Here is a 24,906-nt window from a genome sequence, read left to right as displayed (position 1 = left end):
AATACTCGGGGCCGGAGCCGGTCCGACGGGGGAAGGGGAACGGCGTGCACGCACATCTGCCGGACGGGTGGGCCTCACCCGCGGGGCGGGAACCGTCCGGGGACGTGGAGCGGCTGCTGGCCGACACGCTGCTCGGGCTCGGGGACCCGCTCGACGACGAGGCCGAGGACGACGCGCCGCTGCGGGAGCTGGCCGCCCGGCTGCCGCGGCTGCTCCGGGTCGCCGCGGCGGGGGTGCTGCTGGCCGCGCAGGACGGGGAGCTGCGGGTGGCGGGCGCGTCCTGCGAGCCCGCGCGGCTCCTGACCGGGCAGGGGCCCGGGCCCGACAGCTACCACGAGGGCGCGGAAGGCGGGGCGCCCGACCTGGAGCGCGACCCCGGCGCCCTCCCGCCCGACTACGCCCGGCGGGCGCTCCGCGCCGGTTACCGCGCGGTCCTCGCCCTGCCGCTGCGGCACGGCAAGGAGACGGTGGGCGCGCTCGTCCTCTTCCGTGCGGCGCCCGGACCGCTGGACCCGGCCCGCGCGGACCTCGCCCGCACCCTCGCCGGAGCCGCCGCCCTCGGCGTCCTCCAGCGCAGGACCCGCCGCCACCACGCCCGCCTCGCCGCCCAGCTCCAGACCGCGCTGGACACCCGCGTCCCGGTCGAGCAGGCGAAGGGCCTGCTGGCCGAGCGCTTCCACGTCCCCGTGGACGTCGCCTTCGACCTCCTGCGCACCCACGCCCGCGCCCGCCGCCTGAAGGTGACCGACCTCGCCCTCGCCCTCCTCGCGGGCACGGCGACCGTACCGGGCCCTTCGTAGGCGCGTGCGCGGTTCTCCACCGGCGCCCGCGGGCTCACGCCTTGTGGGAGCCGGTCAGGGCCGCGTAGACGACGACGTTCGCCGAGTACGCCTGGGTGGTCTCGTCGAAGGCGCCGCCGCAGGTGATGAGGCGGAGTTCCGGGCGGCCCGCGGAGCCGTAGACGCGGGTGGCGTCGAAGTGGGACTTCTGCTCGATCTCGACGGCCTCGACGGCGAATTCGGCGACCGTGCCGTCGTCGCGGGTGACGGAGACGAGGGCGCCGCGGATGATCGTGGAGAGGGCGTAGAAGACCGCGGGCTGGGTCTCGGTGTCGACGTGGCCGACGACGAGGGCCGCGCCGGACGCGCCGGGGGCCGGGCCGTCGCGGTACCAGCCGGCGACGTCGGGGGTGGAGTACGGGGGCGGGTCGACGGCGCCGTCCTTGAGGCCGCGGGGGACGAGCTTCGCGTGGATGCCGACGGACGGGACGTCGATCCGGGTGGGGACGGCGGCGGGCAGCGGCAGGTGCGGGGCGTAGACCTGCGGGGGGCGGTCGGCGGCCGCGGCGGCGAGGTTGCCGCCGGTGGGCGGCGCGGTGGCGCCGGGGAGGTGGCCGCCGTGGCCGAGCAGCCACGCCGCCAGCAGGACCAGGCCGACCACCGCCGCGGCCCAGGTCCTGCCGCGTCCTTCCGTCCCTTCCGCCCCCTCCGCCATGCCGTTCAGCGCCGCTCAGCCGCGGTCGGCGGTACGGCGCCGGTGGAGGACCAGCCCGGCGAACCCGGCCGCCGCCACCGCGCCGGTGACGAGCAGCGGGCCGGTGCTGGTGCCGGCCGCCGCCGGGCCCGCGGCGAGCTGCGCCGGGGCGCCGTGGGTGACGACCTTCGCCGTGCCGCCGCCGCCCGCCGGGACGGGGTTGACGGGCGTCAGCGGGTTGTGGCCCCCGCCGCCACCGCCACCGCCGCTCGTGACCGTCACGGTCGCGGACGCGGAGCTGGCGGAGCCGTTGCACTCGACGGACACGGCGTAGGAGCCCTCCGTCGCGTCGGACTTGATGAAGGCCGTACCGTCCCAGCCGTCACCGGCGGGCGCGAGCGTGACCGCGTCCACGAACACCTCGGCGCTGGCCTGCGCCTTCGCACCGGACTTGCAGGAGGCCCTGAGGTGCAGGTTGACGACCCCGCCGGGCGCGACCGTCGTGGGCGAGACGTCCATCCCGGACGCCGACGACGCCGAGGACGAAGAGGACGAAGAGGACGAAGAAGAGGACGACGACGCGGACGAGGACCCACCTCCCCCCTCGTCCGCGAGCGCCTGCTTCGGCAGCCCGGTCACCCCGCCCAGGGCGAGCACGCCGAGAGCACCGGCGGCGGCGATGACGGGCATTTTCAGACCAAACATGGGGACCTCCGCTCGGCCGGGGCGGGGAGTCGCGCCCGGTGCTTACGAAGATCCCCGCGGGCCCCCGGCTTCGCACGCTCGGGGGTCCATCAGGGTGACACGGTCGATACGCAGCGTGATCAGATCTCGGCGACCAGGTCGGCGATGGAGTTCACGACGTAGGACGGCTTGAACGGGTAGCGCTCGATGTCCGGCACCGCCGTGAGCCCGGTGAGCACCAGGTAGGTCGTCATGCCGGACTCCAGCCCGGCCAGCACGTCGGTGTCCATGCGGTCGCCGATCATCGCGCTGGCCTCGGAGTGCGCGCCGATCGCGTTGAGCCCGGCGCGCATCATCAGCGGGTTGGGCTTGCCGACGAAGTACGGGTCCCGGCCGGTGGCCTTGGTGATGAGCGCGGCCACCGAACCGGTCGCGGGCAGCACGCCCTCGGGCGAGGGGCCGGTCTCGTCGGGGTTGGTGGCGATGAAGCGGGCGCCGCCGCGGATCAGCCGGATCGCCTTGGTGAGCGCCTCGAAGCTGTACGTGCGGGTCTCGCCGAGCACCACGTAGTCGGGGTCGTGGTCGGTGAGGATGTAGCCGACGTCGTGCAGCGCGGTCGTCAGACCCGCCTCGCCGATGACGTACGCGGTGCCGCCGGGGCGCTGGTCGTCCAGGAACTTCGCGGTGGCGAGCGCGGACGTCCAGATGTTGGCCACGGGCACGTCCAGGCCCATCCGGGAGAGCCGGGCGTGCAGGTCGCGCGGGGTGTAGATGGAGTTGTTGGTGAGCACCAGGAAGGGCTTGCCGGATTCCTTGAGCCCCTTGAGGAAGGCGTCGGCGCCGGGGATCGGGGTGCCCTCGTGGATGAGCACGCCGTCCATGTCGGTGAGCCACGAGTCGATGGGCTTGCGGGTCGACACCGGTCGGTCTCCTGTCGTCATGGCCTGCGTGGCGCCCCAGCGTAACCGGGGCGGGTGTGCCCCGCCCCGGGCGTCTCGGCTGCTGGGCGACCTGGTGCGGTGTCAGCTGCCGGTCGCCGACTGCCAGGCGTCGACGTACGTGGTCAGGTTGCTGTCGATGTCGTTCCAGTCGGGGGTGAAGACGTCGACACCGGACATGATCTTCTGCAGCTCGGTGGCGTTCTTGTCGGTCGGGTGGATGTCGCCGCGGGAGGCGAAGCCGCCGCCGACGGAGGAGACCTCCTGCTGGACCTCGGGGGTCAGGAAGTAGTCCAGGAGCTTCTTCGCCGCGTCCGCGTGCGGCGCGTTCTTCACGACGCCGGCCGCGTACGGCAGCGCGAAGGTGGTGGGCTTCCCCGTGGCCGTGGCGGCGGGGAAGAAGATGCCCTGGTTCGGCATGGAGGCCATGTCGGCGTAGTTCATCTGGACGTCGCCGTTGGCGACGAGCAGCTCGCCCTTGTCGACCTTGGCCGCGAGCTGGCCGGTGGACGCGGAGGGGCCGACGTTGTTGGCCTGGAGCTTCTTCAGGTAGTCCATCGCGGGCTGCTGCCCGCCGAAGTCGTGCACGGCCTTGATGACGACCGCGGTGCCGTCGCCCGCGACGCCGGGCGTCGAGTACTGGAGCTTGTTCTTGAACTTCGCGTCCAGCAGGTCGTCCCAGGTCTTCGGCGGCTGCGGCAGCTCCTTGGTGTTGTAGATGAAGCACAGGTAGTTGTTGACGATCGACACCCAGCGGTTGTCGGCGCCCTTGTCGGCCGCGGCGACCTGGTCGGCGCCCTTCGGGGTGTACGTGTCGAGCAGGCCCTTGGTGTCGGCCTGCTGGATGAACGGCGGCAGGGTGACGATCAGGTCGGCCTTGGTGTTGGACTTCTCCCGCACCAGGCGCTGCACCATCTCGCCGGAGCCGCCCTCGACGTAGTTGACCTTGATGCCGGTGGCGGCGGTGAAGTCCTTGAAGACCTTGTCGTAGAAGCCGTCGCCCGCGTCGCTGTGCAGGCCGTCGGCGCTGTAGACGGTGATCTCGGTGGAGGCCTTGCCGCCGTCCTTGCCGCCCTTGCCGGAGGCGGAGGACGAGCCCCCGCAGGCGGCCAGCGTCAGTCCGAGGGCGAGCGCACCGGCGACGGCGGTGAGCGGGGTGAGGGTACGGGGGTGAGCGCGCATGGCAGGTCGAACTCCTTGCGGGAACGTGGAGAGTAAGGGGAGGAGGAAGGTGTCAGCGGTGGTCGGCGCGCGAGCGCACCCTGCCCAGGGCGAGCAGCACGACGAGGGTGGTGAGCATCAGGGCGACGGCCAGGGCGGCACCGGTGAACAGGGAGCCGCGGTTGGTGGCCGCGTAGATCCGGACCGGGAGCGTCGTCCAGTCCGGCGGGTAGAGCATCATCGTCGCGCTCAGCTCGCCCATCGACAGCGCGAAGCACAGGGCGGCGGCGGCGCTCAGCGAGGGCAGCAGCAGCGGCAGCTTCACCGTGAGCAGCACCCGCAGCGGGCGGGCGCCGAGCCCCGCGGCGGCCTGCTCGTAGGCGGGGTCGAGGCGGGCCAGCGCGGCGGTCACCGACTGGTAGGCGAAGGCGGTGACGAGCACGGCGTGCGCCAGGATCACGATCCGCCGGGTGCCGTTGAGCAGCAGCGGCGGCTGCGAGAAGGCGACCAGCAGCGCGAGTCCGACGACGACCGACGGCACCGCGACGGGCAGCATGAACAGCGCGTCCAGCACCCGCCGGGCCCTGCCGCGCAGCCGTTCGGCGGCCAGCGCCGCCCAGCCGCCGGTCAGCAGCGCGAGCGCGCTCGCGGCCAGCGCCGTCCACAGGCTCGTGGTGAGGGCGTCCAGCGAGTCGCCGCCGGTGAGGTCGCGGTAGTGGTCCAGCGTGGGGTGCGAGGGCAGGGCGCCGCTCCAGTTCCCGGCGAAGGACGCGGCCAGGACGACGGCGAAGGGCAGCGCGAACAGCGGCAGGAAGAGGACGAAGAAGAGGACGCGGGCGGCGGTGCGCCCGGCGCGGCTATGCACCAGCACGGCGGGCTCCTCCGGTGGCGCGGGCGAGGGCGGCCCGGTAGAGGGCGTAGAGGGTGACCGACAGGACGACGCACACCATCGCGACCGCGCACGCGCCCGGGTAGTCGCCGTCGAGGATGGCCTTGCTGTAGACCATCAGCGGCAGCGTCGTGACGCCCTTGGCGCCGGTGAAGAGCACGATGCCGAACTCGTTGAGGCACAGCACCAGGACGAGGCTGCCGCCGGCCGCGAGCGCGGGCACCGCCTCCGGCAGCACCACCTGCCGGACGATCCGCGGCGCCCGCGCGCCCAGCGACGAGGCCGCCTCGATCTGGGCGGTGTCCAGCCGGGTGAAGGCCGCGAGCAGCGGGCGCATCACGAACGGTGTGAAGTACGTGATCTCGGCCAGCAGCACGCCCCACGGGGTGCGCAGGAAGTCCACCGGCCCCGTGGCGGCGCCGGTGACGTCCGTCCACAGGCCGTTGGCCATGCCGACGGTGCCGTAGACGAACAGCAGCGCGAGGGTGATCAGGAAGGACGGGAAGGCGAGGAAGACGTCGACGAAGCGGCCCAGCGCGCGGCTGCCGGGGAAGGGCACGAAGGCGATGACCAGCGCGAGGAAGAAGCCCAGCAGCAGGCACCCGGCGGTGGAGGCGCAGGCGATCCACACGGTGTTCCACAGCGCCTTGCGGAAGGACTCCTGTGCGAAGAGGTGCCGGTAGACGGCGGTGGAGTGGCCGCCGGTGTCGGGCGCGAAGGACTGCTTGGCGACGAGGTAGAGCGGATAGCCGAAGAAGAGCGCGAGCGCGGCGAGCGGGGGCAGGGCCCAGGCCCACGGCCTGAGGGCGGCGCCGCGGTTGCTCCTCACCGGGGCCGCCGTCTCCCGGGCGCTAGCCATGGTCGGCGCCTTCCCCGGTGATGCCCGCGGGCAGCAGCACCGCGTCCTGCGGGTCGAACGCGAGGGTGACCTCGGCGCCGGGCCGCGGGGGCTCGCGCAGGTCGCCGACGTCGGCGTGCAGCGCGGTGCCGTACGCCTCGACGAGCAGCCGGTGGGTGTGGCCGCGCCACTGGACGGCGGTGACGGTGCCGCGCAGCTGGTTCGGGCCGTCCTCCGCGAGCCGCAGCGCGTGCGGCCGTACGCACACGGTCGCCTCCGCGCCGGGCGCGATGCCGGCCGCGGGGGCGGGGTCGAGGCGCAGGACGGCCGGGCCCAGCCGGTAGGTGCCGTCGGCCGCCGCCGTGACGGGCAGCAGGTTGGCGTTGCCGACGAAGGTCGCGGTGAAGGCGGTGCGGGGGGTGCGGTAGAGGGCGTCGGGGGTGCCGCAGTCCTGGAGCCGGGCGCGGTCCAGGACGGCGATGCGGTCGGCGAGGGTGAGCGCCTCGATCTGGTCGTGCGTGACGTAGAGCATCGAGAGGTCCGGCAACTCGCGGTGCAGCCGGGCGAGTTCGGCGAGCATCCCGGAGCGCAGGGCGGCGTCCAGCGCGGACAGCGGCTCGTCGAGCAGCAGCACGCCGGGCCGGATGGCGAGCGCGCGGGCCAGCGCGACGCGCTGCTGCTGGCCGCCCGACAGCTCACGCGGGTAGCGGCGGGCGTAGCCGCGCATCCCCGTCATCTCCAGCGCCTCCGCGACCCGCGCGGCGGTCTCGGCCCGCGAGGTGCGGCGGGCCCGCAGCCCGAAGGCGACGTTCTGGTCGACCCGCAGGTGCGGGAAGAGCGCGTAGCTCTGCACGACCATCCCGATCCCCCGCCGGTGCGGCGGCAGCCCGGTGACGTCCCGCCCCCCGATCAGCACCCGCCCCGCACTGGGCGTCACAAACCCGGCGACGGCCCGCAGCGCGGTGGTCTTCCCCGACCCGGAGGGCCCGAGCAGCGCCATCACCTCGCCCGGCTCGACCACCAGGTCCAGCCCGTCCAGCACGGTGCTCCCGCCGTACGCGACACTGACCCGCTCGAACCGGATCCCGGACGCGGCGGTGCCCTTGCCGGGGGCGGTGACGGGTGCGGGGGCCGACTTCCCGGCCGCGCCGGACGCGGGGGCGGAGGCGGGCTTCCCGGCAGCGCCGGACTCGGCGGCCTCGGCCGCGAGGTCCGGCGGCGCCTCGCCGGAGGCGGCGGGCGCGGGAGCACCGGGGGCGGTGCCGACGGCCGTTGCCTCGCCGGAGGCGGCGGGCGTCCCGGCCGCGAGGCCGGATCCAGCCGCGCCGGACGCCGGGGCCGCAGGGGCCGGCGTCCCGGACGCGCCGGGCTCGGCGGCCTCGGCCGCGAGGTCCGGCGGCGCCTCGCCGGCGGCGGGCTTCCCGGCCCCGGTGGGCGCGGGGGCCCCGGCCGCGAGGCCGGGCGTCGTGCCGTCAGGGGTGCTGCTGTTCGCGGGCATGTCAGCGCTCCCGCAGCAGCGCGGGGAGTTCGGCGACGGAGCCGAGGACGTGGGTCGCGCCTGCCGCGTGCAGTTGCTCGGCGGTGTGCGCGCCGGTCGTGACGCCCGCGGCCACCGCCGCGCCCGCGCGCAGGCCGCTGCGGACGTCGGAGGCGGTGTCGCCCGCCGTCGCGACCTGCCGTACGGCGCCGGTGCCGGTGCGCAGCAGCGCGGTCAGCACCATGTCGGGGTGCGGGCGGCCGCGCCCGGCGTCGGCGGGGCAGAGGGTGAGGTCGGCGAGGTCCTGCCAGCCGAGGGCGGCGAGGATCGCGTCCTGCGTGGTGCGGGCGAAGCCGGTGGTCAGGACGACCTTGCGGCCGTCGGCCCGCAGCTCGCGGACGGCCTCCTCCGCGCCGGGCAGCGGCGCGCACAGCCCGCTGTCGACGAGTTCGGCGTAGGCCTCCTCGAAGGCGGAGTTGGCCGCGCGGGCGCGGTCCTCCGCGCCGAAGAGCGCGCGGAAGACGGTGATCTTCGACTCGCCCATCGTGGCCCGCACGTAGTCGAGCTGCCGCTCGTACACCTCGCTGCCGGGCTCGACACCCAGCCGCCGGACGGCCCGCGAGAAGGCCTCCTCGACGAGCCCGCCGTCAGCGACGGTGGTCCCGGCCATGTCGAGGACGACGAGCGTGACGGGCGGGCGCGCGAGGTCGGCGTCGTCACCGCCGTCCGCGGCCTGCGGGGCGGTCGGCACGGCGCCGGGCACGGGCCCGGCGGCCTCCCCGTAGGGAATCCGGCCGGTCGCGTCGGCGGACGCGAAGCCGCTCCGCGACGCACCGGCCGCGGAGGCAGCCGCGGCCGGTGACTCACCGGCCGCGAAAGCGGCGCTGCCCTGCGGGCCGTCCGGCGCCGCCCGGTGCGGGGTGTCCGGGCCGGCGGGCGTGGCGGGGGTCTCGCGAGTAGTCATGGCGCTCACCAGCCCATCTCGTCGGCGCTCGCCTCGGCGATCGCCGGCGAGCAGGTCATGCCGCGGCCGCCGGGACCGGTCACGAGCCAGACGGCGTCGCGGACCTGCTCGCGGTGGACCACCCGGGTGGTGTCGACGCACTGCGCGTACACCCCGGCCCAGCGGCGGCGGATGCGCGGCAGGGGGCGGCCGAGGAGGGCGGCGGCGCGTTCCCGCAGGTGGTCGTACGGGTCCTCGGTGACGTCGAAGCCGAACGGCTCGTCGTATTCGTGGGTGTCGCCGATGGTCAGCGAGCCGTCGAGGCGCTGGACCAGCAGCAGCTGCATGCGGTGCGCGGCCGCGACCGGCGGCTGCGGGGAACCGGAGCGCAGCGCGTCGAGGGCGCCGCCCTCGTAGGCCGGGTAGTAGCGGAAGCTGTCGGCGTCGGCGACCGACGTGGTCAGCGCCTCACCGAGCGGGTCGGTCTGCGCCATCTGCAGCCGGACGCGGCGCACGGGCAGGTCGGGGGCCAGCTCGCGGGCCAGGCCGGAGAGCCAGGCGCCGGTGGCGAGCACGGTGCGGTCGGCGCGGTGGGTGTCGCCGTGGTCGTCGCGGACGGCGCCGTCGGTGACCTCGCGGACCTCGCGCCCGGGAAGGAAGGTGTAGCGGCCGCTCGCGGCGAGGCGGGCGCGCAGCGCGGGGAGGGCGACGCGGGATTCGACCGCGGCGTCCTTCGCGCACAGCAGCGCCCCGCGGATCTCGCCGCGCAGCGCGGGGTTGCGCTCGCGGACCTGCTCCGGGGTGAGCCAGCCGAAGCCGCGCTCGGCGGCGTCGGGGCGGGCCAGCACCTCGTCGGCGACGGCCTGCTCGGCCTCGTCCCGTACCAGCGTCAGCGAGCCGTTGGCGCGGAAGCCGACACCGGGGACCTCGGCGCCGATCTTCTCCCACAGCTCGCGGGCGCGCAGCGCGGTGGCCAGCTCGGGCCCGGCGGCGCGGCCGCCGACCCACACGAGGCCGAAGTTGCGGACGGACGCGCCGCGGGCCTCGCGCTCGCGCTCCAGATGGACGACTTCATGGCCGCGCTCGACGGCGTGCCATGCGTGCATGGTGCCGAGCACCCCGGCTCCTACGACAGTGACTCTCACGCGGTCGAGATTCGGCGGGCAGGGTGTCGCGTGCGCGACGGTACGGCGGCGGGCGGGTGAACAGGCCCACAAGCTTGGACTAGACCCGTTATCTTTTCGTGATCTCACTTACCAACGGGCAAGCCCTCAGGCCTTCTTGTCCAGGTGGACGGTGAAGCTGAAGCGGTCCCCGCGGTAGAGCGACCGCACCCGCTCCAGCGGCTCCCCCGCCGAATCCCGGCTGGAGCGGTGCAGCAGCAGCATCGGCAGCGCGGGCGGCGTACCGATCAGCAGCGCCTCGCGCGGGGTCGCCAGTACCGTCTCGATCCGCTCGTCCACCGACGCCGGTTCGACGCCGAGACGCTCGCGCAGATAGGCGTAGAAGGACGTGTCCGGCGCGAAGTCCCGTGCCAGGTACGGGATGCGGGCCACCGCGAGGTAGGTGCTCTCCAGGCCCACCCGCTCCTCGTCGGCGAGCAGCACGCGCTCCATGTGCCAGACCGGGGCGCCTGGTTCGATCCGCAGCTCGCGGGCGAGCACCGGGTCGGCGTCGAGCTGCTCCAGGTCGATCAGCCGCCGCCCCGGGGTGCGGCCCTGGCGGCGTACGCCCTCGGTGTAGCTCGCGGTCGACAGCGGCTGCACGAGCTTCGGGCCCGCCACCACGGTGCCGCGGCCCTTGCGCCGCACCCGGCCCTGGATCAGCAGCTCCCGCAGCGCCTGCCGCACGGTCTCGCGGGCCACCGCGAAGCGCGCCGCCAGCTCGCGCTCGGTCGGCAGCAGACCGCCCTCGCCCAGCTCGTCGAGCATCGCCTCAAGACGCGTCTTGACGGCGAAATACTTCGGCACCCGGCCGTGCTCCGGGATGCCGGCCCTGATCGGGGCGTGCGGATCGGCGGCGTCACTCACGCCCCGATCCTTCCAGACCCGCGCGCCGCCCCCGCCGGGCACGGATGCCGACGCGGGCACCCCGCCGCGGCAACGGGGGTCAGGACAGCGCGGCCGCGGCGAAGAAGGGGGCCAGCGCGAGGAGGGCGGCGCCCTCGGGGGTGGCGCGGGGGCCGGCCGCGGGGAGGGTGACGGGGACGGGGGCGACCGCGGCGGACACCCCGGCGCGGAAGGCGTCCGGCGCCGCCAGGACCGTGACGCCGCCCAGGACGACGCGGTCGACGTCCAGCAGCGCCACCAGGTTCGCCGCCCCCACGCCGAGCAGGCGCGCGGCCCCGGCCACGTCACCGCGGGACACCGCGGCGAGGCACAGCGCCTCCAGGCAGCCGCGCCGCCCGCACTTGCACGGCGGCCCGTCCAGCTGCACCACCTGGTGCCCGAACTCCCCCGCCCCCGCGGCCCCGCCGCGGTAGAGGACGCCGCCGAGGACGAGCGCGGCCCCGAGCCCCGTCCCGAGGTGGAGGTACGCGAACGAGCCGCCGCCCGGCCCGGGTTCGGCCAGGACGGACAGCGCGGCGGCGTTCGTGTTCTTGTCGACGGCGACGGGCAGGCCGAGCCGCCGCGCCAGCTCCTCCCGCAGCGCGCAGCCCGACCAGTGCGGGAAGCCGGTGACGCCGTGCAGCGTGCCGGTGCGGTGGTCGAGCGGGCCGCGGATGCCGACGCCGACGCCCAGCACCCGGCCGGGCGCGAGCGCCGCGGCGGCGCGCAGCTCGCGCTCCATCGCCGCGAGGCCCTCCGGCACGGGCCGCCCGAGGTCGAGCGGCGCGGCGTGCTCGGCGACCGTACGCCCGGCGAGATCGGCGACGACGGCGGTGAGCGCCTCCCCGTCCAGATGCGCCCCGACCGCGAAGGCGGCCCCCGCCGCGAGCCGCAGCTCGGTCCGCGGCTTGCCCCCGGTGGACGCGAGCCGCCCGGCCTCCTCGACGAGCCCGTCCGCCCGCAGCCGACCGGTGATCTTGCTGACCGCCTGCGGGGTGAGCCCCGTCCGCTCGGCCAGCTCCAGCCGGCTGAGCCCGCCCGCCGCGTCCCGCAGCAGCCCGAGGACGACGGCGGCGTTGTGGCTGCGCATCCCGGGCAGGTTGAGCCCGCCCTGGGCCGGGGCGTCCACACGCGGCAGGGAGGCGTCGTCCGGGGGCGGAGGTGTCGTCACGCCTTCATTGTCGCGCGCGCTTGCACTTTGGCAACACTGTTGCCAAAGTGAGGTGCATGACCACCGCCGCACCCCTCCGCGTCGCCCTGGTCGGCTACGGCCCGGCCGGCTCGTTCTTCCACGCCCCGCTGATCGCCGCCGCACCCGGGCTGCACCTCGACACCATCGTCACCGGCAACCGGGAGCGGCGCGCGCAGGCGCGCGCCGAGCATCCGGGGGTCGTCTTCGCCGGCACCGCCGACGAGCTGTGGCCGCGCGCCGCCGAGCTGGACCTCGTCGTCCTCGCCTCCCCCAACCGCACCCATGTGCCGCTCGCCACCGCGGCCCTCGAAGCGGGCCTGTCCGTCGTCGTCGACAAGCCGCTCGCCGCGACCGCCGCCGAGGCCCGCGCGCTCGCCGCCCTCGCCGAGGACCGCGGCCTGCTGCTGACCGTCTTCCAGAACCGCCGCTGGGACAGCGACTTCCTCACCCTGCGCGGCCTCCTCGCGCACCGCGAGCTCGGCGAGGTCCACCGCTTCGAATCCCGCTTCGAGCGGTGGCGCCCGCAGCCCAAGGGCGGCTGGCGCGAATCCGGCGACCCCGCGGAGATCGGCGGCCTCCTCTACGACCTCGGCAGCCACCTCGTCGACCAGGCCCTCACCCTCTTCGGCCCGGTCCGCACGGTCTACGCCGAGTCGGACGTACGGCGGCCCGGCGCCGCCGCGGACGACGACGACTTCATCGCCCTCACCCACACCGGCGGCGTCCGCTCGCACCTGTGGATGAGCGCCACCGCCTCCCGCCTCGGCCCCCGCTTCCGCGTCCTCGGCAGCATCGGCGGCTACGTCACCTACGGCCTCGACCCGCAGGAGGCCGCCCTCCGCGAGGGCCTGCGCCCCGGCGAGGGCGCCGGATGGGGCTCCGAGCCCGAGGACGCGTGGGGCACCGCCGGCACCGACGAGACGGCCTGGGCCGTACCCTCCGAGCCCGGCGACTACCCGGCCTTCTACGCCGCCGTCGAAACCGCCCTCCGCGAGGGCACTCCCCCGCCGGTCACCGCCTGGGAGGCCGCCGCGGCCATCGAAGTCATCGAGGCGGCCCGCGAATCCGCCCTCACCGGCCAGGCGGTGACGCTGTGACCTCCCCGCACCTCGTCGACCCCGCGGTACTCACCGAGCAGGAACGGACCCTGGTCCTGCCCCACTTCACCCACGACGACGCATGGCGGCTCGGCTGCCTCCTCGTCGACCTCGCCCGCGCGCAGGACGCCCCCGTCGTCATCGGCATCCGCCGCGGCGACCAGCGGCTCTTCCACTGCGCCCTGGAGGGCACGGCCCCCGACAACGACGCATGGCTCGACCGCAAATCGCGTACCGCGCTGCGGTACGGCACGTCGTCCCTCGCGGTGGGCGAGCGCTTCCGTGCGAAGGGGACGACGTTCGAGGCGTCCTCCCACCTCGACCTCGCGCTCTACGCCGCGCACGGCGGGGCGTTCCCCCTCCGGGTGGCGGGCGTCGGCATCATCGGCGTCGTCGCCGTCTCCGGCCTCCCCCAGGTCGAGGACCACGCCCTCATCGTGGAGGCCCTCACCCGCTTCCTGGGCTGACGCCTCCGGCGGGGGGTGTTTCCCACCCGCACCACCCGTGCGGGTGAGATGTCGTCTGACGGTCTTCCTGTGGGGCTCAACCACCGTCGGCGGCGAGCCCGCCGTACAACCCGGAGGGGGACGATCCGGGGGTGCCCCCGGAGGAATGCGCACGCAAGACCCGCCACCTGGCTCATGAGGTCGGACGCGCATTCCGAGGAGGTACCCCCGGAGTGGCACCCGACCCCACCCCGCACGGGGCGCGCGATGCCCCGCCGGGTGACACCGGGGGCGCGGGGAACTGCGCGACCAGCCCCCGCCAAGGGAAGGTCGCGCAACGAACCGCAACCCCCCGCCCCGGGGCGGCAGCCCCTACGCGGAGGCAAGCACCTGACGCTGACGGCCCAGCCCGTCAATCGTGAGCTCCACCGTGTCGCCCACCCGCAGGTACGGGCGGGGCTCGGGCTGGCCCAGGGCGACGCCGGCCGGCGTCCCCGTGTTGATGACGTCACCCGGGTACAGCGTCATGAAGTGGCTGAGGTAGCGGACGATCTCCGCGACGGGGAAGATCTGGTCGCGCGTCGAACCGTCCTGCCGCAGCGTCCCGTTCACCCACAGCCGCAGCGGGAGGTCCTGCGGGTCGGGGACCTCGTCCGCGGTGACGAGCCAGGGGCCGAGCGGGTTGAAGGTCTCGCAGTTCTTGCCCTTGTCCCACTGGCCGCCGCGCTCGATCTGGAACTCGCGTTCGGAGACGTCGTGCGCGACGGCGTAACCGGCGACGGCGGCGAGCGCCTCCTCGTGGCTCGCCGCGTACCGCAGCTCGCGGCCGATGACGACGGCGAGTTCGACCTCCCAGTCGGTCTTGGTGCTGCCGCGCGGCACGAGGACCGTGTCGTCGGGGCCGACGACGGTGTCGGGCGCCTTCATGAAGACGATCGGCTCGGCGGGCACCTGCGCGCCCGTCTCGGCGGCGTGGTCGTGGTAGTTGAGGCCGATGCAGACGATCTTGCCGATGCGGGCGAGCGGCGGCCCGACGCGCAGGGACGCGTCGAGCGCGGGCAGGGCCGCGGTGTCGGCGGCCGCGACACGGGCGAGGGCGTCGGCGTCGGCGAGCAGCGCGCCGTCGATGTCGGGGACGAGGCCGGAGAGGTCGCGCACGACTCCGTCCTGGTCGAGCAGGGCAGGGCGCTCCGCCCCGGCGGGTCCGACTCGCAGCAGCTTCACAGGGGTACTCCGTTGTGCCTAGGGTGTCCGCGGCGGAGAACGGCGCGGACGGCGCACGCCCTCCGACAGGGCGCAGATGTCATCGGATGTCTGTCCGATCCTCCGACCGGCAGCGGATCCACGCAAGCCCTGTTCACGAGCTGGACGCAGCGGCGTACCGCCATCGCGGCCTGCCCAGACGTCGGACGGCCCGACGGCGGCGCGCCCGCGCGCCCGCTCACCCACCCGGCCGCGCGCCCGCGCGCCCCCTCACCCGCCCACCAGACGCGACACCGTGTAGATGAGCAGGCCGACGAGCGCCCCGACGACCGTGCCGTTGATACGGATGAACTGCAGGTCGCGCCCGACGTGCGCCTCGATCTTGCGGGAGGTCTGCTCCGCGTCCCAGCCGGCGACGGTCTCGCTGATGAGCGCGGTGATCTGGTCGCGGTAGGTGGTGACGAGGTAGACCGCCGCGTCCTCCAGCCAGCCGTCGACCTTCTCCCGCAGCCGCGGGTCCGCGGACATCCGGCGGCCCAGGGTGAGCAGCGAGGCGCGGGTGCGGGTGCGCAGCTGGCTGTGCTCGTCCTCGGCGGCGGCGACGGTCATGGCGCGCACCGACCCCCACACCGAGGCGATCAGCTCCTGCACCTCGGGGCGGCCGAGCAGGTCGTTCTTGAGGCGTTCGACGCGCTCGCGGGTGTCGGGGTCGGTCTGCAACTCCGCGGCGAAGTCGCGCAGGAAGCGGTCGACGGCGCCGCGCGCGGGGTGCTCGGGCGATTCGTTCATCTCGGTGACGAAGCGCAGCAGTTCCTTGTAGACGCGCTCGCCGACCTTGCGGTCCACGAAGCGCGGGGTCCAGCCGGGCGCGCCGCCCTGGACGGCGGTCATGACGGAGTCGGAGTGCTGGACCAGCCAGTCGCGGGCGCGCACGCACACCAGGTCGACCAGGCGGCGGTGGCCGCCGTCGGCGACCGTGCGCTCCAGGAGCTTGCCGAGCCCCGGGCCGACCTCCTGGGCGGCGGCCCGCCGGGTGATCGCGTCGCTCACGACGGCCTGGACGTCGGAGTCGCGCAGCACGGTCAACAGGCCGCGCAGGGCCGCGGCGGCCTGCTCGGTGACGCGGTCGGCGTTGGCCGGCTCGGACACCCAGGCGGCGAGCCGGGAGCCGACGCCGACGGCCCGCAGCCGGGTCCGTACGACCTCGGCCGACAGGAAGTTCTCCCCGACGAAATCGCCGAGGCTCGCGCCGAGCGCGTCCTTCTTGGTGGGGATGATCGCGGTGTGCGGGATGGGCAGGCCCAGCGGGTGGCGGAAGAGGGCGGTGACGGCGAACCAGTCGGCCATCGCGCCGACCATGCCCGCCTCGGCCGCGGCCGCGACGTAGCCGGCCCAGGCGCCCGAGCCGCTCGCGTCCGCCCATTTGGCGAGGGCGTAGACGGCGGTCGCGACCGCGAGGAAGCCGGTCGCGATGAGCTTCATCCGGCGTACCCCGCGGCGCCGTTCCGCGTCCGGGTCGGCCGCACCCCCCGCACCAGCCGGAACGACACTCCCCGACACCTGGTCCACCTGCTTCGCCCGCATATCCACCTGCGTATTGTCGCCAGCGCTGACGGAAGTGGAACGAACGGCGGGTTCCCGGCGCCTCCCGCGCCGCCCCGCGGACGGGAGAGCGACCCTGATGGACGACGCGACGGACACCGGCGGCGCGCCCACCGGCCACGCACCCGCCGGGGACACGACGGACACCGGCCGCGCGCCCGCCGGTTACGCCGGGCTCTTCGACGCCCCCGCGGGCTATCTGGACTTCGCCCGCTACGGGCCGCCCTCGCGCCCCGTGCTCGACGCGACCGCCGAGGCGCTGGGCCGCTCCGCGCGCGCCGACCACACCACCGTCAACGAGCTGATGCGGGCCGACCTGCTGGCCCGCGAGTCCGCCGCGCGGCTCGCGGGGACGGACGCCGAGCACACCGTGCTGCTGCCCAACACGACCACCGGGCTCTTCCAGGCCGCTTTCGGCATCCCGTCGGGCACGGTGCTCGTGCCCGAGGGCGACTTCCCCGCCAACCACTACCCGTGGCGCCGCACCGCCGCCGCGGGCCTGGCCGAGCCGCGCTGGCTGCGCGGCGACGCGCACGGCCGGCCCACCCCGGAGGCGGTACGGGACGCGCTCACCGCCGACGTCGTCGCCGTCTCCCTCAGCGCCGTCGACTTCCGCACCGGCTACCGCGCGGACCTCGCCGCGATCCGCGACGTCATCGGCCCCGACCGGCTGCTCGTCGTCGACGCGATCCAGGGCTTCGGGGTCGTCGAGATGCCCTGGCAGGCGGCGGACGTCGTCGTCACGGGCGGCCAGAAGTGGCTGCGGGCGGGCTGGTCGACGGGCTTCGCGGCGCTGTCCGACCGCGCGCTCGAACGGCTGGCGCCGACGCTCACCGGGTGGACGGGGGTGGAGGACGTCGCCCGCTTCGACGGCGCCGAGCACCCGCCGGCCGCGGGGGCGGGACGCCTCAGCCTCACCAACCTCAGCCCGGTCGCGGCCGCCGCGTTCGCCGCGGCGCTCCAGGTCGTGGAGTCGGCGGGGGTCGCGGCGATCGAGTCCGCGGTCGCCGCGCGGGTCGACGAACTGCTCGACGCGGTGCGCTCGGCCGGCGCGGAGGTCCTTTCCGAGACGGCACGCCCCCGGCGCGCCGGCATCGTCTCCTTCCGCCTCCCGGGCGTGGCCGCGGCGGACGTGGCCGCCGCCCTCCACGCGGAAGGCCTGACGCCCACGGTCCGCCCCGACTCCCTGCGCCTTTCTCCGCACGCCTCCACCCCGCCGTGGGTGGCCCCCGAGGTGGCGAAGGCGCTCACGTCCCTGCGGTGAGCCGCGCGCCCGGAGCCCGGGAGGTCAGCCCTCGTCCGAGCCGCCGCCGGGGCGCGCCGTGCCGCCCGGGTCGCCGGGGCCGCCGCCGGTGAGGCCGCCGAGGGGGTCGAACGTCGGCTGCGTCGGGGGCGGCTCCGACGTGGGGGGCGCCTGCGACGTCGGCTCGTCCGTGGGCCCGCCCGGGTCGGTGGACGGCGGCGCGGAGGAGTGCGGCGGGGCGCTGTGGGAGGGCGGCGCGGACGTCTCGCCCGGCGACTGCGTCGGCTCGTCGGACGGCTCGTCCGTGACCGGCGGCAGCGTCGGCACGTCCCCGTTCGTGTCGAGGTCGAAGTCGCGGACGGGCACCCCGTCGAGCGCGGCCCCGGTGTACGCGGCCCAGACCGCGCCGGGCGGGCCGCCGCCGTTGATGCGGTCGGTGTGCATCGCGCCGTACATCGCCTTCTGCTTGCCGTTGGCGGGGTCCATGCCGAGCAGGGCCACGACGGTGGCGAGCTTCGGGGTGTAGCCGGCGAACCACGCGGCCGTGTCGTTCTCCGCGGTGCCGGTCTTGGCCGCCGAGGGCCACCCGGAGTCCTGCGCGACGGTCGCGGTGCCGCCGGAGCTCTCCACGACGCTGCGCAGCACCTGCGTCACGGTGTCGGCGACGTCCCGCGGCACGTTCTGGTGCGCCTGCCGGTCGGGCAGCGGCAGGTCGCTGCCGTCCTTGCTGACCTTCTTCACCAGCGTGTAGGGGATCTCCTTGCCGTGGTTGGCCAGCGTCGCGTACACCTGCGCCATGTCCAGCGGGCTGGCGCCGAACGACCCCAGCGCCATCGCGGGCGTCGTCGGGATCTTCACGGACTCCGGCATCCCGAGGTCGTGCGCGGTGTCGATGACCTTGTCCGTGCCGACGTCCTGCGCCATCTGGGCGTAGACGGAGTTGACGGACTTGTCCATCGCGCGGGTGACGTCGATGTGCGGGTAGCTGTGCCCGTCCTCGTTCTCCGGGGCGTAGCCGACGGGGCCGTCCGGACCGACGACGGGCCGCTTGTTGTCGCCCTCGTAGACCGTTTTCGGCGTGATCCGCTTGCCGCCCTGCGTCCTGGAGTCGTGCTGGAGCGCGGCGGCCAGGATGACGGGCTTGAAGGTCGAGCCGGGGGTGTACGTGGCGTTGGTGGCGCTGCTCACGTACTGCTTGGTGTAGTCGACGCCGCCGTAGAGGGCGACGACCTCGCCGGTCGCGGGGTCGATGGACACCCCGCCGGCCCGTACGTACGCGTCGGCCTTGTTCTTGCCGAGCTTGTCGTAGACCTGGGCCTGGGCCGCCTTGACGAAGTCGTCCTCCTTGCCCTTCTGGATGCTGGTGACGATGCGGTAGCCGCCGCGGCGCAGCGAGTCGGCGTCGACGATGTGGTTCGCGTCGAGGTAGTCGTTGACGGCCTCGATGATGTAGCCGCGCTGGCCCGCCTTGCTCGCGACCGGGGTGGGCGCGCCGATGGTGGGGAATTTCGTCGCCGCCCGGTCGGCGGCGCTGAGCCAGTGCTCCTTGACCATGCCGTCCAGGACGTAGTTCCAGCGCGCCTTGGCCGCGGTCGCGTTCTCCGGGTGGGCCGCGAGGTCGAATTCGCTGGGGGCGTTGAGCAGCGTCGCGATGTACGCGCCTTCCGCCACCGTCAGGTCCGATGCGTTCTTGTGGAAATAGGCCTGCGAGGCGGCCTGGATCCCGTACGCGTTCCGCCCGTAGTAGCTGGTGTTGAGGTAGCCCTCGAGGATCTCGTCCTTGGTGACGTTGCGATCGAGTTTGATCGCGATGAAGAATTCCTTGACCTTCCGCGACGCCGTCTGGTTCTGGTTCAGGTAGTAGTTCTTCACGTACTGCTGGGTGATCGTCGAACCCGACTGCCGGCCCTTGCCGGTCGCGGTGTTCCACGCCGCCCGCACCATCGCCTTCGGGCTGACCGCCGACTCGTGGTAGAAACTGCGGTCCTCCGCGGAGAGCACCGCGTGCTGCGCGGTCTTGGAGACCTCGGCCAGCGACACGTTCTGCCGGTTGACCGCGCCGTCGCGGGACAGCTCGGTCTTGCCGTCGGAGTAGTAGTAGACGTTGCTCTGGGCGACCGCCGCGGCGTTCGGGTCCGGGATGGACACCAGCGCGTAGCCCACGAAGAAGCCGCCCAGCAGCAGCACCAGGACACCGAGGAAGGTGCCCAGGACCACCCGCCACGTCGGCACCAGCCGCCGCCAACCCGTACGGCCGGAACCGCCCGCGGCGCCACCCGCCGCCCCGAAGTGCGCGTCGCTCATATCAGTAGGGACTCCTCATCCGCCGCCGGGGTTGTCCGCGGCGGAAAACCGAGAAAACACCGAGAAATCCGTCCCGAACCGGCACGGACACACACGTAATCGTACGTACGCCCCAGGGCGCACACTCCTCCCACACTGGCGCATCCCCCGTCCGTCCGGGCATCCGGGCGCCCATCCGTGACAGGCCTGTGACAGGACGGTCAAACCCCGGCGGGCGCCACCCGGCGGGAAACCGCCCGGGGAACGGCGGAGAACACCCGGGAAACCCCGGCGAAAAGCAGTGGAAGGCGCCCCCCGACGCGCACTAGGCTTCTGCGCTTGTGTGTCCCGCGGGATGTGCCGCATCTCACGGGGACACCCCGGGGGGGCACCGGTGAAACCGAAGAAGCGGGGACAGGGAGAAAGGCGGAAGGTATGGGCGGCTTCTACGCTGCCGTCATGGTCCGCGGCTTCCGGCGCTATGCGACCTACCGCATCGCGACGGCGGCCGGAGTCGTCACCAACACGGTCTTCGGACTGATCATCTCCTACAGCTACATCGCCCTGTGGAGCCAGCGCCCGCACCTCGGCGGCTACAGCGAGGCGCAGGCGCTGACGTACGTGTGGATCGGACAGGGCCTGCTCGCGCCCATGGCCCAGATGGGCGGCGGCTTCGAACGCGAGATGATCGGCCGGATCAGCTCGGGCGCCATCGCGATCGACCTCTACCGGCCCGCCGACCTGCAAGGCTGGTGGCTCGCCTCCGACCTCGGCCGGGCCTGCTTCCAGCTGCTCGGCCGCGGGGTGCTGCCCGGCGTCGCCGGCGCCCTCGTCTTCGACCTGGCCATGCCCGGCTCGCTCCTGCCCTGGCTGCTGTTCGCGGCCGCCGTCGCCCTCGGCCTGCTGGTGAGTTTCGCGATCCGCTACCTCATCGCGCTCAGCGCCTTCTGGCTGCTCGACGGGGCCGGGGTCATGCAGATCGCCGGCATCGTCGCGCTGTTCTTCTCCGGCATGCTGCTGCCGCTCAACGCCTTCCCCGGCGCCCTGGCCGGCCTCGCGCAGGCACTGCCCTGGGCGGCGATGCTCCAGACCCCCGCCGACGTGCTGCTCGGCCGCCGGCACGGCGCCGGCGCGGCGCAGGCACTCGCCGTGCAGGCCGGCTGGGCCGTCGCACTGCTGGCCGCCGGGCGCCTCCTGCAAGGCGCCGCGACCCGCCGGGTGGTGGTCCAGGGTGGCTGACACCACGGGCACCACAGACACCACCGACACCGCGCCGGCCCCGTCCCCCGAAGCCTCCCCCGCCGCCGCACGCCCGCACACCGCCGTACGCGAGGGCCTGCGCGCCTACCGGCTGATCGTGCGGATGTGGATGCGCTCCACCATGGCCTACCGCACGTCCTTCGCCCTCACGACCCTCGGCAACCTCGCCGCGACCGCGCTCGACTTCGTCACCATCGTGCTGATGTTCTCCCGCATCGACACCCTCGGCGGCTTCGGCCTGCCCGAGATCGCCCTGCTCTACGGCACCACCAGCGTCTCCTTCGGCCTGTCCGACCTGCTCGCCGGCAACGCCGGATCGCTCGGCGACCGGGTCCGCGACGGCACCTTCGACGTCCTGCTGCTGCGCCCCGCCCCGCTCGTCGCCCAGGTCGCCGCCGACCGCTTCGCCCTGCGCCGCCTCGGCCGCGTCACCCAGGGACTCGCCGTCCTCGGCTGGGGCGTACTACGGGTGGACGTCGACTGGACGCCGGCCAGGGCCGCGCTCCTGGCCGTCACCCTGCTCGCCGGAACCGCCATCTTCTGCGCCGTCTTCGTCGCCGGAGCCGCCTTCCAGTTCTGGGCCGGCGACGCCTCCGAGGTCCAGAACTCCGTCACCTACGGCGGCAACACCCTGCTCCAGTACCCGCCCGGGATCTTCGGCCGGGAGCTGGTACGCGGGGTGACCTTCGTCGTCCCCCTCGCCTTCGTCAACTGGATGCCCGTGCTGCACATCCTCGGCCGGCCCGACCCCCTCGGCCTGCCCGGCTGGGCCGACTACCTCGGCGCACCCGTCGCCGTGCTGTGCTGCGCGCTCGCCGGGCTCGCCTGGCGCGCCGGCGTCCGTTCCTACCGCAGTACCGGGAGCTGAGAACCGATGACCCACACCCCCGCCTCCGGCGCCGCACCCATGATCGCCGTCGAGAACCTGGAGAAGGTCTTCGACGTCACCCGCAAGATCCCCGGCCGCGCCCTGCGCCGCGAACGCCACCAGGTCAGGGCCGTCGACGGCCTGGCCTTCACCGTGCCGCGCGGCGAGATGGTCGGCTACATCGGCCCCAACGGCGCCGGGAAATCCACCACCATCAAGATGCTCACCGGCATCCTCACCCCCAGCGGCGGCACCGTCCGCGTCGCCGGCATCGACCCCTCCCGCGACCGCACCCGGCTCGCCCGCCGCATCGGCGTCGTCTTCGGCCAGCGCACCACCCTGTGGTGGGACCTGCCGCTGCGCGACTCCTACGAGCTGGTCCGCCGCATGTACCGCATCGAGCAGCCCCGCTACACCCGCAACCTCGACACCTGCGTCGACCTCCTCGACCTCGGCCCGCTCCTCGACGTCCCCGTACGCCAGCTCTCCCTCGGCCAGCGGATGCGCGGCGACATCGCGGCCGCGCTGCTGCACGACCCCGACGTGCTCTACCTCGACGAACCCACCATCGGCCTCGACGTCGTCAGCAAGGCCAAGGTCCGCGAATTCCTCGCCGCCGTCAACGCCGACCGCGGCACCACCGTGCTGCTCACCACCCACGACCTCACCGACATCGAGACGCTGTGCAGCCGCGTCATGGTCATCGACCACGGACGGCTCATGTACGACGGCGACCTCGACGGCCTGCACGCCGCCGGCGAGTCCGAACGCACCCTGGTCGTCGACTTCGCCCGCGAACTGCCCGCCGTCGACATCCCCGGCGCCCGCTGGATCCGCAGCGAGGGCCCGCGCCAGTGGCTCGCCTTCCCCGCCGGGCAGAGCGCCGCCCCGCTCGTCGCCGCACTCGCCGCCGACCACCCGCTCGTCGACCTGTCCGTCCGCGAACCCGCGATCGAAGATGTCATCGCCCGGATGTACGGGGCGGCGTAACATCCCCGGAACCGTCCGTGCGGGCCGGGACCACAGAACAAGGGAGTTCATGTGCGGGAGGACTTCACCGTCGCCGAGGCGACGGCCGCCGACTGGGACGAGATCATCGGATGGTGCGCGGCCGAGGGCTGGAACCCCGGCCTCGGCGACGCGGCCTGCTTCCGCCCCACCGACCCGGCCGGCTTCCTGGTCGGGCGGCTCGGCGGCCGCGTCGTCTCCGCCGTCTCCGTCGTCACGTACTCGCCCGACTTCGCCTTCCTCGGCTTCTACCTCGTCCACCCCGACCACCGCGGCACCGGCCTCGGCATCGCCACCTGGAAGGCCGCGATGCCGCACGCCGAGGGCCGCCTCGTCGGCCTCGACGCGGTGCCCGAGCAGCGCGCCACCTACGAGCGGTCCGGCTTCACCGCCGCCCACGACCAGATCCGGCACACCGGCCGCCCCCACCGCGGGACCCCCTCCGCCGCCGTACGGGCCGTCACGCCCTACCACCTCGACGCCATCAGCGCCTACGACAGCGGGTGCTTCCCCGCCGAACGGCACGCCTTCCTCAGCCGCTGGCTCACCGCCACCGGGCACACCGCCCGGGTACTGCTCGACGAGAACGGCCACGTCACCGGCTACGGCGTCGTCCGCGCCGCGCACGAGGGCCACCGCGTCGGCCCGCTCTTCGCCGACACCCCGGAAGGCGCCGCCGCGCTGCTGGACGCGCTCACCGGCGCCCTGCCCGAGGACGCCGAGGTGTGCGTGGACGTACCCGACCACAACACGGCGGCACTCGATCTGGTGACATCCCGGGGCCTCGCCCCCACCGCCCGCTTCACCCGCATGTACACCGGCCCGGCGCCGTACTCCCGCCACGAGGCGACGTACGCGACGACGACGCTGGAACTCGGCTGAGCGCTTGACGGCGTAAAGCGGCGCCCCGGGCCGCGCGGTGCGGCCCGGGGCGCCGGGAAGCGGTCGGTCGGCAGGTCAGCCCGGTCAGCAGGTCACAGGTACAGCCCCGTGGAGTCGTCGGTGCCCTTCAGGCGTTCGGCGGCCACCGCGTGCAGATCGCGCTCGCGCATCAGGACGTACGCCACGCTCCGGACCTCCACCTCGGCCCGGTCCTCCGGGTCGTACAGCACCCGGTCGCCGACCTCCACCGTCCGTACGTTCTGCCCCACCGCGACGACCTCGGCCCACGCCAGCCGCCGGCCCACCGCCGCCGTCGCCGGAATCAGGATGCCGCCGCCGCTGCGGCGCTCGCCCTCGCCGGCCTCGTGCCGCACCAGGACGCGGTCGTGCAGCATCCGGATGGGCAGCTTGTCGTGCTCACTGTTCGAACTCACCCGCACGACGTTACCGGCGGCGCCGCCACGACGAGAGACCGCCCACCACCGCGATCAGCGCCACACCCGCCACCGCCGCCGGAACGATCCGCTCCAGCCGCGGCGCGCCGTCCGCCCCCACGAAGGGCGCGGTGGCCCGCCCCACCACCTCGTTGATCCTCGTGTACGCCCGCCCCGCCGTGCGGTCCACCGCCGACATGGCCTTGGCCTTCGTGTCCGCCGCGATCGTCGCCGGATGCACCCGCACCGCGAGCTCGTCCAGCGTCTCCGCGAGGTCCTGCCGCCTGCGGGCGATGTCCGCCTCGATCTGAGCGGGCGTCCTGACGTCGTCCGACACCGCGTATCCTCCATCGGCTGATTAGGTACCGTTCGGACAGTCTGTCAGTTCGACGCGGCCCGCGCCTCGTCGGCACCCCCGTTTGAGGAGCTTCCCCATGGCCGAGCGCCTGTCCCCTGGCGACCCCGCCCCCGACTTCACCCTCCAGGACGCCGACGGCAAGCCCGTCTCGCTCGCCGACCACCGCGGCCGCAAGGTCATCGTCTACTTCTACCCCGCCGCCATGACCCCCGGCTGCACCAAGCAGGCCTGCGACTTCACCGACAACCTCGACCAGCTCGCCGCCGCCGGCTACGACGTCCTCGGCATCTCCCCCGACACCCCCGAGAAGCTCGCGAAATTCCGCACCAAGGAATCCCTGCGCGTCACCCTCCTCTCCGACCCCGACCGCGCCACCCTCACCGCCTACGCGGCGTACGGCGAGAAAATGAACTACGGCAAGAAGACCATGGGCGTCATCCGCTCCACCTTCGTCGTCGACGAGTCCGGCACGATCGCCCACGCCTTCTACAACGTCCGCGCAACGGGCCACGTGGCCAAACTCCTCCGCGACCTGGACGTCTGAGCAGCCGTAACCGGGGGCGGGGCGGGTCGTTGATC

The 24,906-nt window shown here is 74.2% G+C and carries 25 protein-coding genes; 9 read left to right on the top strand and 16 right to left on the bottom strand.

Annotated elements, in window-relative coordinates:
- The first annotated feature begins 44 nt into the window (after positions 1 to 44).
- Positions 45 to 800 carry an ANTAR domain-containing protein gene (locus ACH4SL_RS09060; protein WP_398442882.1) on the top strand — a complete coding sequence of 252 codons (756 nt, stop codon included), beginning with the start codon at positions 45 to 47 and terminating at the stop codon, positions 798 to 800.
- 34 nt (positions 801 to 834) lie between these two features.
- Here ACH4SL_RS09060 and ACH4SL_RS09055 read toward each other — a convergent pair whose 3' ends face one another.
- The 11 genes from ACH4SL_RS09055 to ACH4SL_RS09005 form a co-directional block, all read right to left on the bottom strand.
- The gene (locus tag ACH4SL_RS09055) at positions 835 to 1,494 is read right to left on the bottom strand and encodes a class F sortase (RefSeq protein ID WP_398442880.1); all 660 of its coding nucleotides are present in this window, start codon (positions 1,492 to 1,494) and stop codon (positions 835 to 837) included.
- A gap of 15 nt (positions 1,495 to 1,509) precedes the next feature.
- Positions 1,510 to 2,178, bottom strand: a complete 669-nt coding sequence (locus ACH4SL_RS09050) for a hypothetical protein (protein ID WP_398442878.1) — start codon at positions 2,176 to 2,178, stop codon at positions 1,510 to 1,512.
- A gap of 119 nt (positions 2,179 to 2,297) precedes the next feature.
- Positions 2,298 to 3,077 (bottom strand): HAD-IIA family hydrolase, encoded by a 780-nt coding sequence (locus tag ACH4SL_RS09045; RefSeq protein ID WP_398442876.1) that lies wholly within the window; start codon positions 3,075 to 3,077, stop codon positions 2,298 to 2,300.
- A gap of 102 nt (positions 3,078 to 3,179) precedes the next feature.
- Positions 3,180 to 4,277 carry a 2-aminoethylphosphonate ABC transporter substrate-binding protein gene (locus ACH4SL_RS09040; RefSeq protein ID WP_398442874.1) on the bottom strand — a complete coding sequence of 366 codons (1,098 nt, stop codon included), beginning with the start codon at positions 4,275 to 4,277 and terminating at the stop codon, positions 3,180 to 3,182.
- A 52-nt stretch (positions 4,278 to 4,329) separates the two neighbouring features.
- Positions 4,330 to 5,127, bottom strand: coding sequence for an ABC transporter permease (locus ACH4SL_RS09035; protein ID WP_398442872.1), 798 nt, complete (start codon positions 5,125 to 5,127; stop codon positions 4,330 to 4,332).
- Positions 5,114 to 6,004, bottom strand: a complete 891-nt coding sequence (locus ACH4SL_RS09030; RefSeq protein WP_398442870.1) for a 2-aminoethylphosphonate ABC transporter permease subunit — start codon at positions 6,002 to 6,004, stop codon at positions 5,114 to 5,116. The genes ACH4SL_RS09035 and ACH4SL_RS09030 overlap by 14 nt, the downstream gene beginning before the upstream one ends.
- Positions 5,997 to 7,067 carry an ABC transporter ATP-binding protein gene (locus ACH4SL_RS09025; RefSeq protein ID WP_398444052.1) on the bottom strand — a complete coding sequence of 357 codons (1,071 nt, stop codon included), beginning with the start codon at positions 7,065 to 7,067 and terminating at the stop codon, positions 5,997 to 5,999. Before ACH4SL_RS09025 ends, ACH4SL_RS09030 begins: the two co-directional genes overlap by 8 nt.
- A gap of 415 nt (positions 7,068 to 7,482) precedes the next feature.
- Complete coding sequence (locus ACH4SL_RS09020; RefSeq protein ID WP_398444049.1) at positions 7,483 to 8,211, bottom strand: phosphonatase-like hydrolase; 729 nt, start codon at positions 8,209 to 8,211, stop codon at positions 7,483 to 7,485.
- A gap of 218 nt (positions 8,212 to 8,429) precedes the next feature.
- Positions 8,430 to 9,548 (bottom strand): TIGR03364 family FAD-dependent oxidoreductase, encoded by a 1,119-nt coding sequence (locus ACH4SL_RS09015; protein WP_398442868.1) that lies wholly within the window; start codon positions 9,546 to 9,548, stop codon positions 8,430 to 8,432.
- Between the two features lie 126 nt (positions 9,549 to 9,674).
- Positions 9,675 to 10,433 carry a GntR family transcriptional regulator gene (locus tag ACH4SL_RS09010; RefSeq protein WP_398442866.1) on the bottom strand — a complete coding sequence of 253 codons (759 nt, stop codon included), beginning with the start codon at positions 10,431 to 10,433 and terminating at the stop codon, positions 9,675 to 9,677.
- Positions 10,434 to 10,512: 79 nt separating this feature from the next.
- Positions 10,513 to 11,541: an ROK family protein gene (locus ACH4SL_RS09005; protein ID WP_398444047.1), complete on the bottom strand. Its 1,029-nt coding sequence runs from the start codon at positions 11,539 to 11,541 to the stop codon at positions 10,513 to 10,515.
- A 137-nt stretch (positions 11,542 to 11,678) separates the two neighbouring features.
- Between ACH4SL_RS09005 and ACH4SL_RS09000 the strand changes: the two genes are divergently transcribed.
- Together ACH4SL_RS09000 and ACH4SL_RS08995 are read left to right on the top strand one after the other, a co-directional pair.
- Positions 11,679 to 12,740: a Gfo/Idh/MocA family oxidoreductase gene (locus ACH4SL_RS09000; protein WP_398442864.1), complete on the top strand. Its 1,062-nt coding sequence runs from the start codon at positions 11,679 to 11,681 to the stop codon at positions 12,738 to 12,740.
- Positions 12,737 to 13,207: a heme-degrading domain-containing protein gene (locus tag ACH4SL_RS08995; RefSeq protein ID WP_398442862.1), complete on the top strand. Its 471-nt coding sequence runs from the start codon at positions 12,737 to 12,739 to the stop codon at positions 13,205 to 13,207. Before ACH4SL_RS09000 ends, ACH4SL_RS08995 begins: the two co-directional genes overlap by 4 nt.
- 351 nt (positions 13,208 to 13,558) lie before the next feature.
- On the opposite strand, the gene ACH4SL_RS08990 is transcribed toward ACH4SL_RS08995, so the two are convergent.
- Both ACH4SL_RS08990 and ACH4SL_RS08985 read right to left on the bottom strand, forming a co-directional pair.
- A complete protein-coding gene (locus ACH4SL_RS08990) occupies positions 13,559 to 14,410 on the bottom strand; it encodes a fumarylacetoacetate hydrolase family protein (RefSeq protein WP_398442860.1) in 852 nt (283 codons plus the stop codon).
- A gap of 249 nt (positions 14,411 to 14,659) precedes the next feature.
- Positions 14,660 to 15,973 (bottom strand): DUF445 domain-containing protein, encoded by a 1,314-nt coding sequence (locus tag ACH4SL_RS08985; protein ID WP_398444045.1) that lies wholly within the window; start codon positions 15,971 to 15,973, stop codon positions 14,660 to 14,662.
- Between the two features lie 97 nt (positions 15,974 to 16,070).
- Here ACH4SL_RS08985 and ACH4SL_RS08980 point away from each other — a divergent pair, with 97 nt between their 5' ends.
- Entirely contained in the window at positions 16,071 to 17,255 is a 1,185-nt protein-coding gene (locus tag ACH4SL_RS08980; protein ID WP_398442858.1) for an aminotransferase class V-fold PLP-dependent enzyme, read from the top strand.
- A gap of 24 nt (positions 17,256 to 17,279) precedes the next feature.
- Here the strand turns inward: ACH4SL_RS08980 and ACH4SL_RS08975 are convergent, their stop codons facing one another.
- A complete protein-coding gene (locus ACH4SL_RS08975; protein WP_398442856.1) occupies positions 17,280 to 19,538 on the bottom strand; it encodes a transglycosylase domain-containing protein in 2,259 nt (752 codons plus the stop codon).
- Between the two features lie 414 nt (positions 19,539 to 19,952).
- Here ACH4SL_RS08975 and ACH4SL_RS08970 point away from each other — a divergent pair, with 414 nt between their 5' ends.
- The 4 genes from ACH4SL_RS08970 to ACH4SL_RS08955 are packed head-to-tail and all read left to right on the top strand — an operon-like array spanning position 19,953 to position 23,535.
- The gene (locus tag ACH4SL_RS08970; RefSeq protein ID WP_398442853.1) at positions 19,953 to 20,756 is read left to right on the top strand and encodes an ABC transporter permease; all 804 of its coding nucleotides are present in this window, start codon (positions 19,953 to 19,955) and stop codon (positions 20,754 to 20,756) included.
- A complete protein-coding gene (locus tag ACH4SL_RS08965) occupies positions 20,749 to 21,645 on the top strand; it encodes an ABC transporter permease (RefSeq protein WP_398442851.1) in 897 nt (298 codons plus the stop codon). Before ACH4SL_RS08970 ends, ACH4SL_RS08965 begins: the two co-directional genes overlap by 8 nt.
- Positions 21,646 to 21,684: 39 nt before the next feature.
- Complete coding sequence (locus tag ACH4SL_RS08960) at positions 21,685 to 22,635, top strand: ATP-binding cassette domain-containing protein (RefSeq protein ID WP_398444043.1); 951 nt, start codon at positions 21,685 to 21,687, stop codon at positions 22,633 to 22,635.
- A gap of 51 nt (positions 22,636 to 22,686) precedes the next feature.
- Positions 22,687 to 23,535, top strand: a complete 849-nt coding sequence (locus ACH4SL_RS08955) for a GNAT family N-acetyltransferase (protein ID WP_398442849.1) — start codon at positions 22,687 to 22,689, stop codon at positions 23,533 to 23,535.
- A 92-nt stretch (positions 23,536 to 23,627) separates the two neighbouring features.
- On the opposite strand, the gene ACH4SL_RS08950 is transcribed toward ACH4SL_RS08955, so the two are convergent.
- Both ACH4SL_RS08950 and ACH4SL_RS08945 read right to left on the bottom strand, forming a co-directional pair.
- Positions 23,628 to 23,930 carry a GroES family chaperonin gene (locus ACH4SL_RS08950; protein WP_398182103.1) on the bottom strand — a complete coding sequence of 101 codons (303 nt, stop codon included), beginning with the start codon at positions 23,928 to 23,930 and terminating at the stop codon, positions 23,628 to 23,630.
- Between the two features lie 49 nt (positions 23,931 to 23,979).
- Complete coding sequence (locus tag ACH4SL_RS08945; protein ID WP_398442847.1) at positions 23,980 to 24,306, bottom strand: DUF3618 domain-containing protein; 327 nt, start codon at positions 24,304 to 24,306, stop codon at positions 23,980 to 23,982.
- A gap of 97 nt (positions 24,307 to 24,403) precedes the next feature.
- Here ACH4SL_RS08945 and bcp point away from each other — a divergent pair, with 97 nt between their 5' ends.
- Positions 24,404 to 24,871 carry a thioredoxin-dependent thiol peroxidase gene (bcp, locus tag ACH4SL_RS08940; RefSeq protein WP_398442845.1) on the top strand — a complete coding sequence of 156 codons (468 nt, stop codon included), beginning with the start codon at positions 24,404 to 24,406 and terminating at the stop codon, positions 24,869 to 24,871.
- Positions 24,872 to 24,906 lie beyond the last annotated feature (35 nt).

It is taken from the genome of Streptomyces sp. NPDC021020, from assembly GCF_044333285.1.
Classification (GTDB): domain Bacteria; phylum Actinomycetota; class Actinomycetes; order Streptomycetales; family Streptomycetaceae; genus Actinacidiphila.
Note: the sequence above shows the minus strand (reverse complement) of the source record. Positions and strands in the feature narration are given on the sequence as shown.

Excerpts from the sequence above, each read along its gene's own strand:
- ACH4SL_RS09055 (WP_398442880.1), bottom strand. The coding sequence starts at position 1,494 with ATGGCGGAGGGGGCGGAAGGGACGGAAGGACGCGGCAGGACCTGGGCC.
- ACH4SL_RS09050 (WP_398442878.1), bottom strand. The coding sequence starts at position 2,178 with ATGTTTGGTCTGAAAATGCCCGTCATCGCCGCCGCCGGTGCTCTCGGC.
- ACH4SL_RS09040 (WP_398442874.1), bottom strand. The coding sequence starts at position 4,277 with ATGCGCGCTCACCCCCGTACCCTCACCCCGCTCACCGCCGTCGCCGGT.
- ACH4SL_RS09030 (WP_398442870.1), bottom strand. The coding sequence starts at position 6,004 with ATGGCTAGCGCCCGGGAGACGGCGGCCCCGGTGAGGAGCAACCGCGGC.
- ACH4SL_RS09005 (WP_398444047.1), bottom strand. The coding sequence starts at position 11,541 with ATGCGCAGCCACAACGCCGCCGTCGTCCTCGGGCTGCTGCGGGACGCG.
- ACH4SL_RS09000 (WP_398442864.1), top strand. The coding sequence starts at position 11,679 with ATGACCACCGCCGCACCCCTCCGCGTCGCCCTGGTCGGCTACGGCCCG.
- ACH4SL_RS08985 (WP_398444045.1), bottom strand. The coding sequence starts at position 15,973 with ATGCGGGCGAAGCAGGTGGACCAGGTGTCGGGGAGTGTCGTTCCGGCT.
- ACH4SL_RS08980 (WP_398442858.1), top strand. The coding sequence starts at position 16,071 with ATGGACGACGCGACGGACACCGGCGGCGCGCCCACCGGCCACGCACCC.
- ACH4SL_RS08975 (WP_398442856.1), bottom strand. The coding sequence starts at position 19,538 with ATGAGCGACGCGCACTTCGGGGCGGCGGGTGGCGCCGCGGGCGGTTCC.
- ACH4SL_RS08970 (WP_398442853.1), top strand. The coding sequence starts at position 19,953 with ATGGGCGGCTTCTACGCTGCCGTCATGGTCCGCGGCTTCCGGCGCTAT.
- ACH4SL_RS08960 (WP_398444043.1), top strand. The coding sequence starts at position 21,685 with ATGATCGCCGTCGAGAACCTGGAGAAGGTCTTCGACGTCACCCGCAAG.
- ACH4SL_RS08950 (WP_398182103.1), bottom strand. The coding sequence starts at position 23,930 with ATGCTGCACGACCGCGTCCTGGTGCGGCACGAGGCCGGCGAGGGCGAG.
- bcp (WP_398442845.1), top strand. The coding sequence starts at position 24,404 with ATGGCCGAGCGCCTGTCCCCTGGCGACCCCGCCCCCGACTTCACCCTC.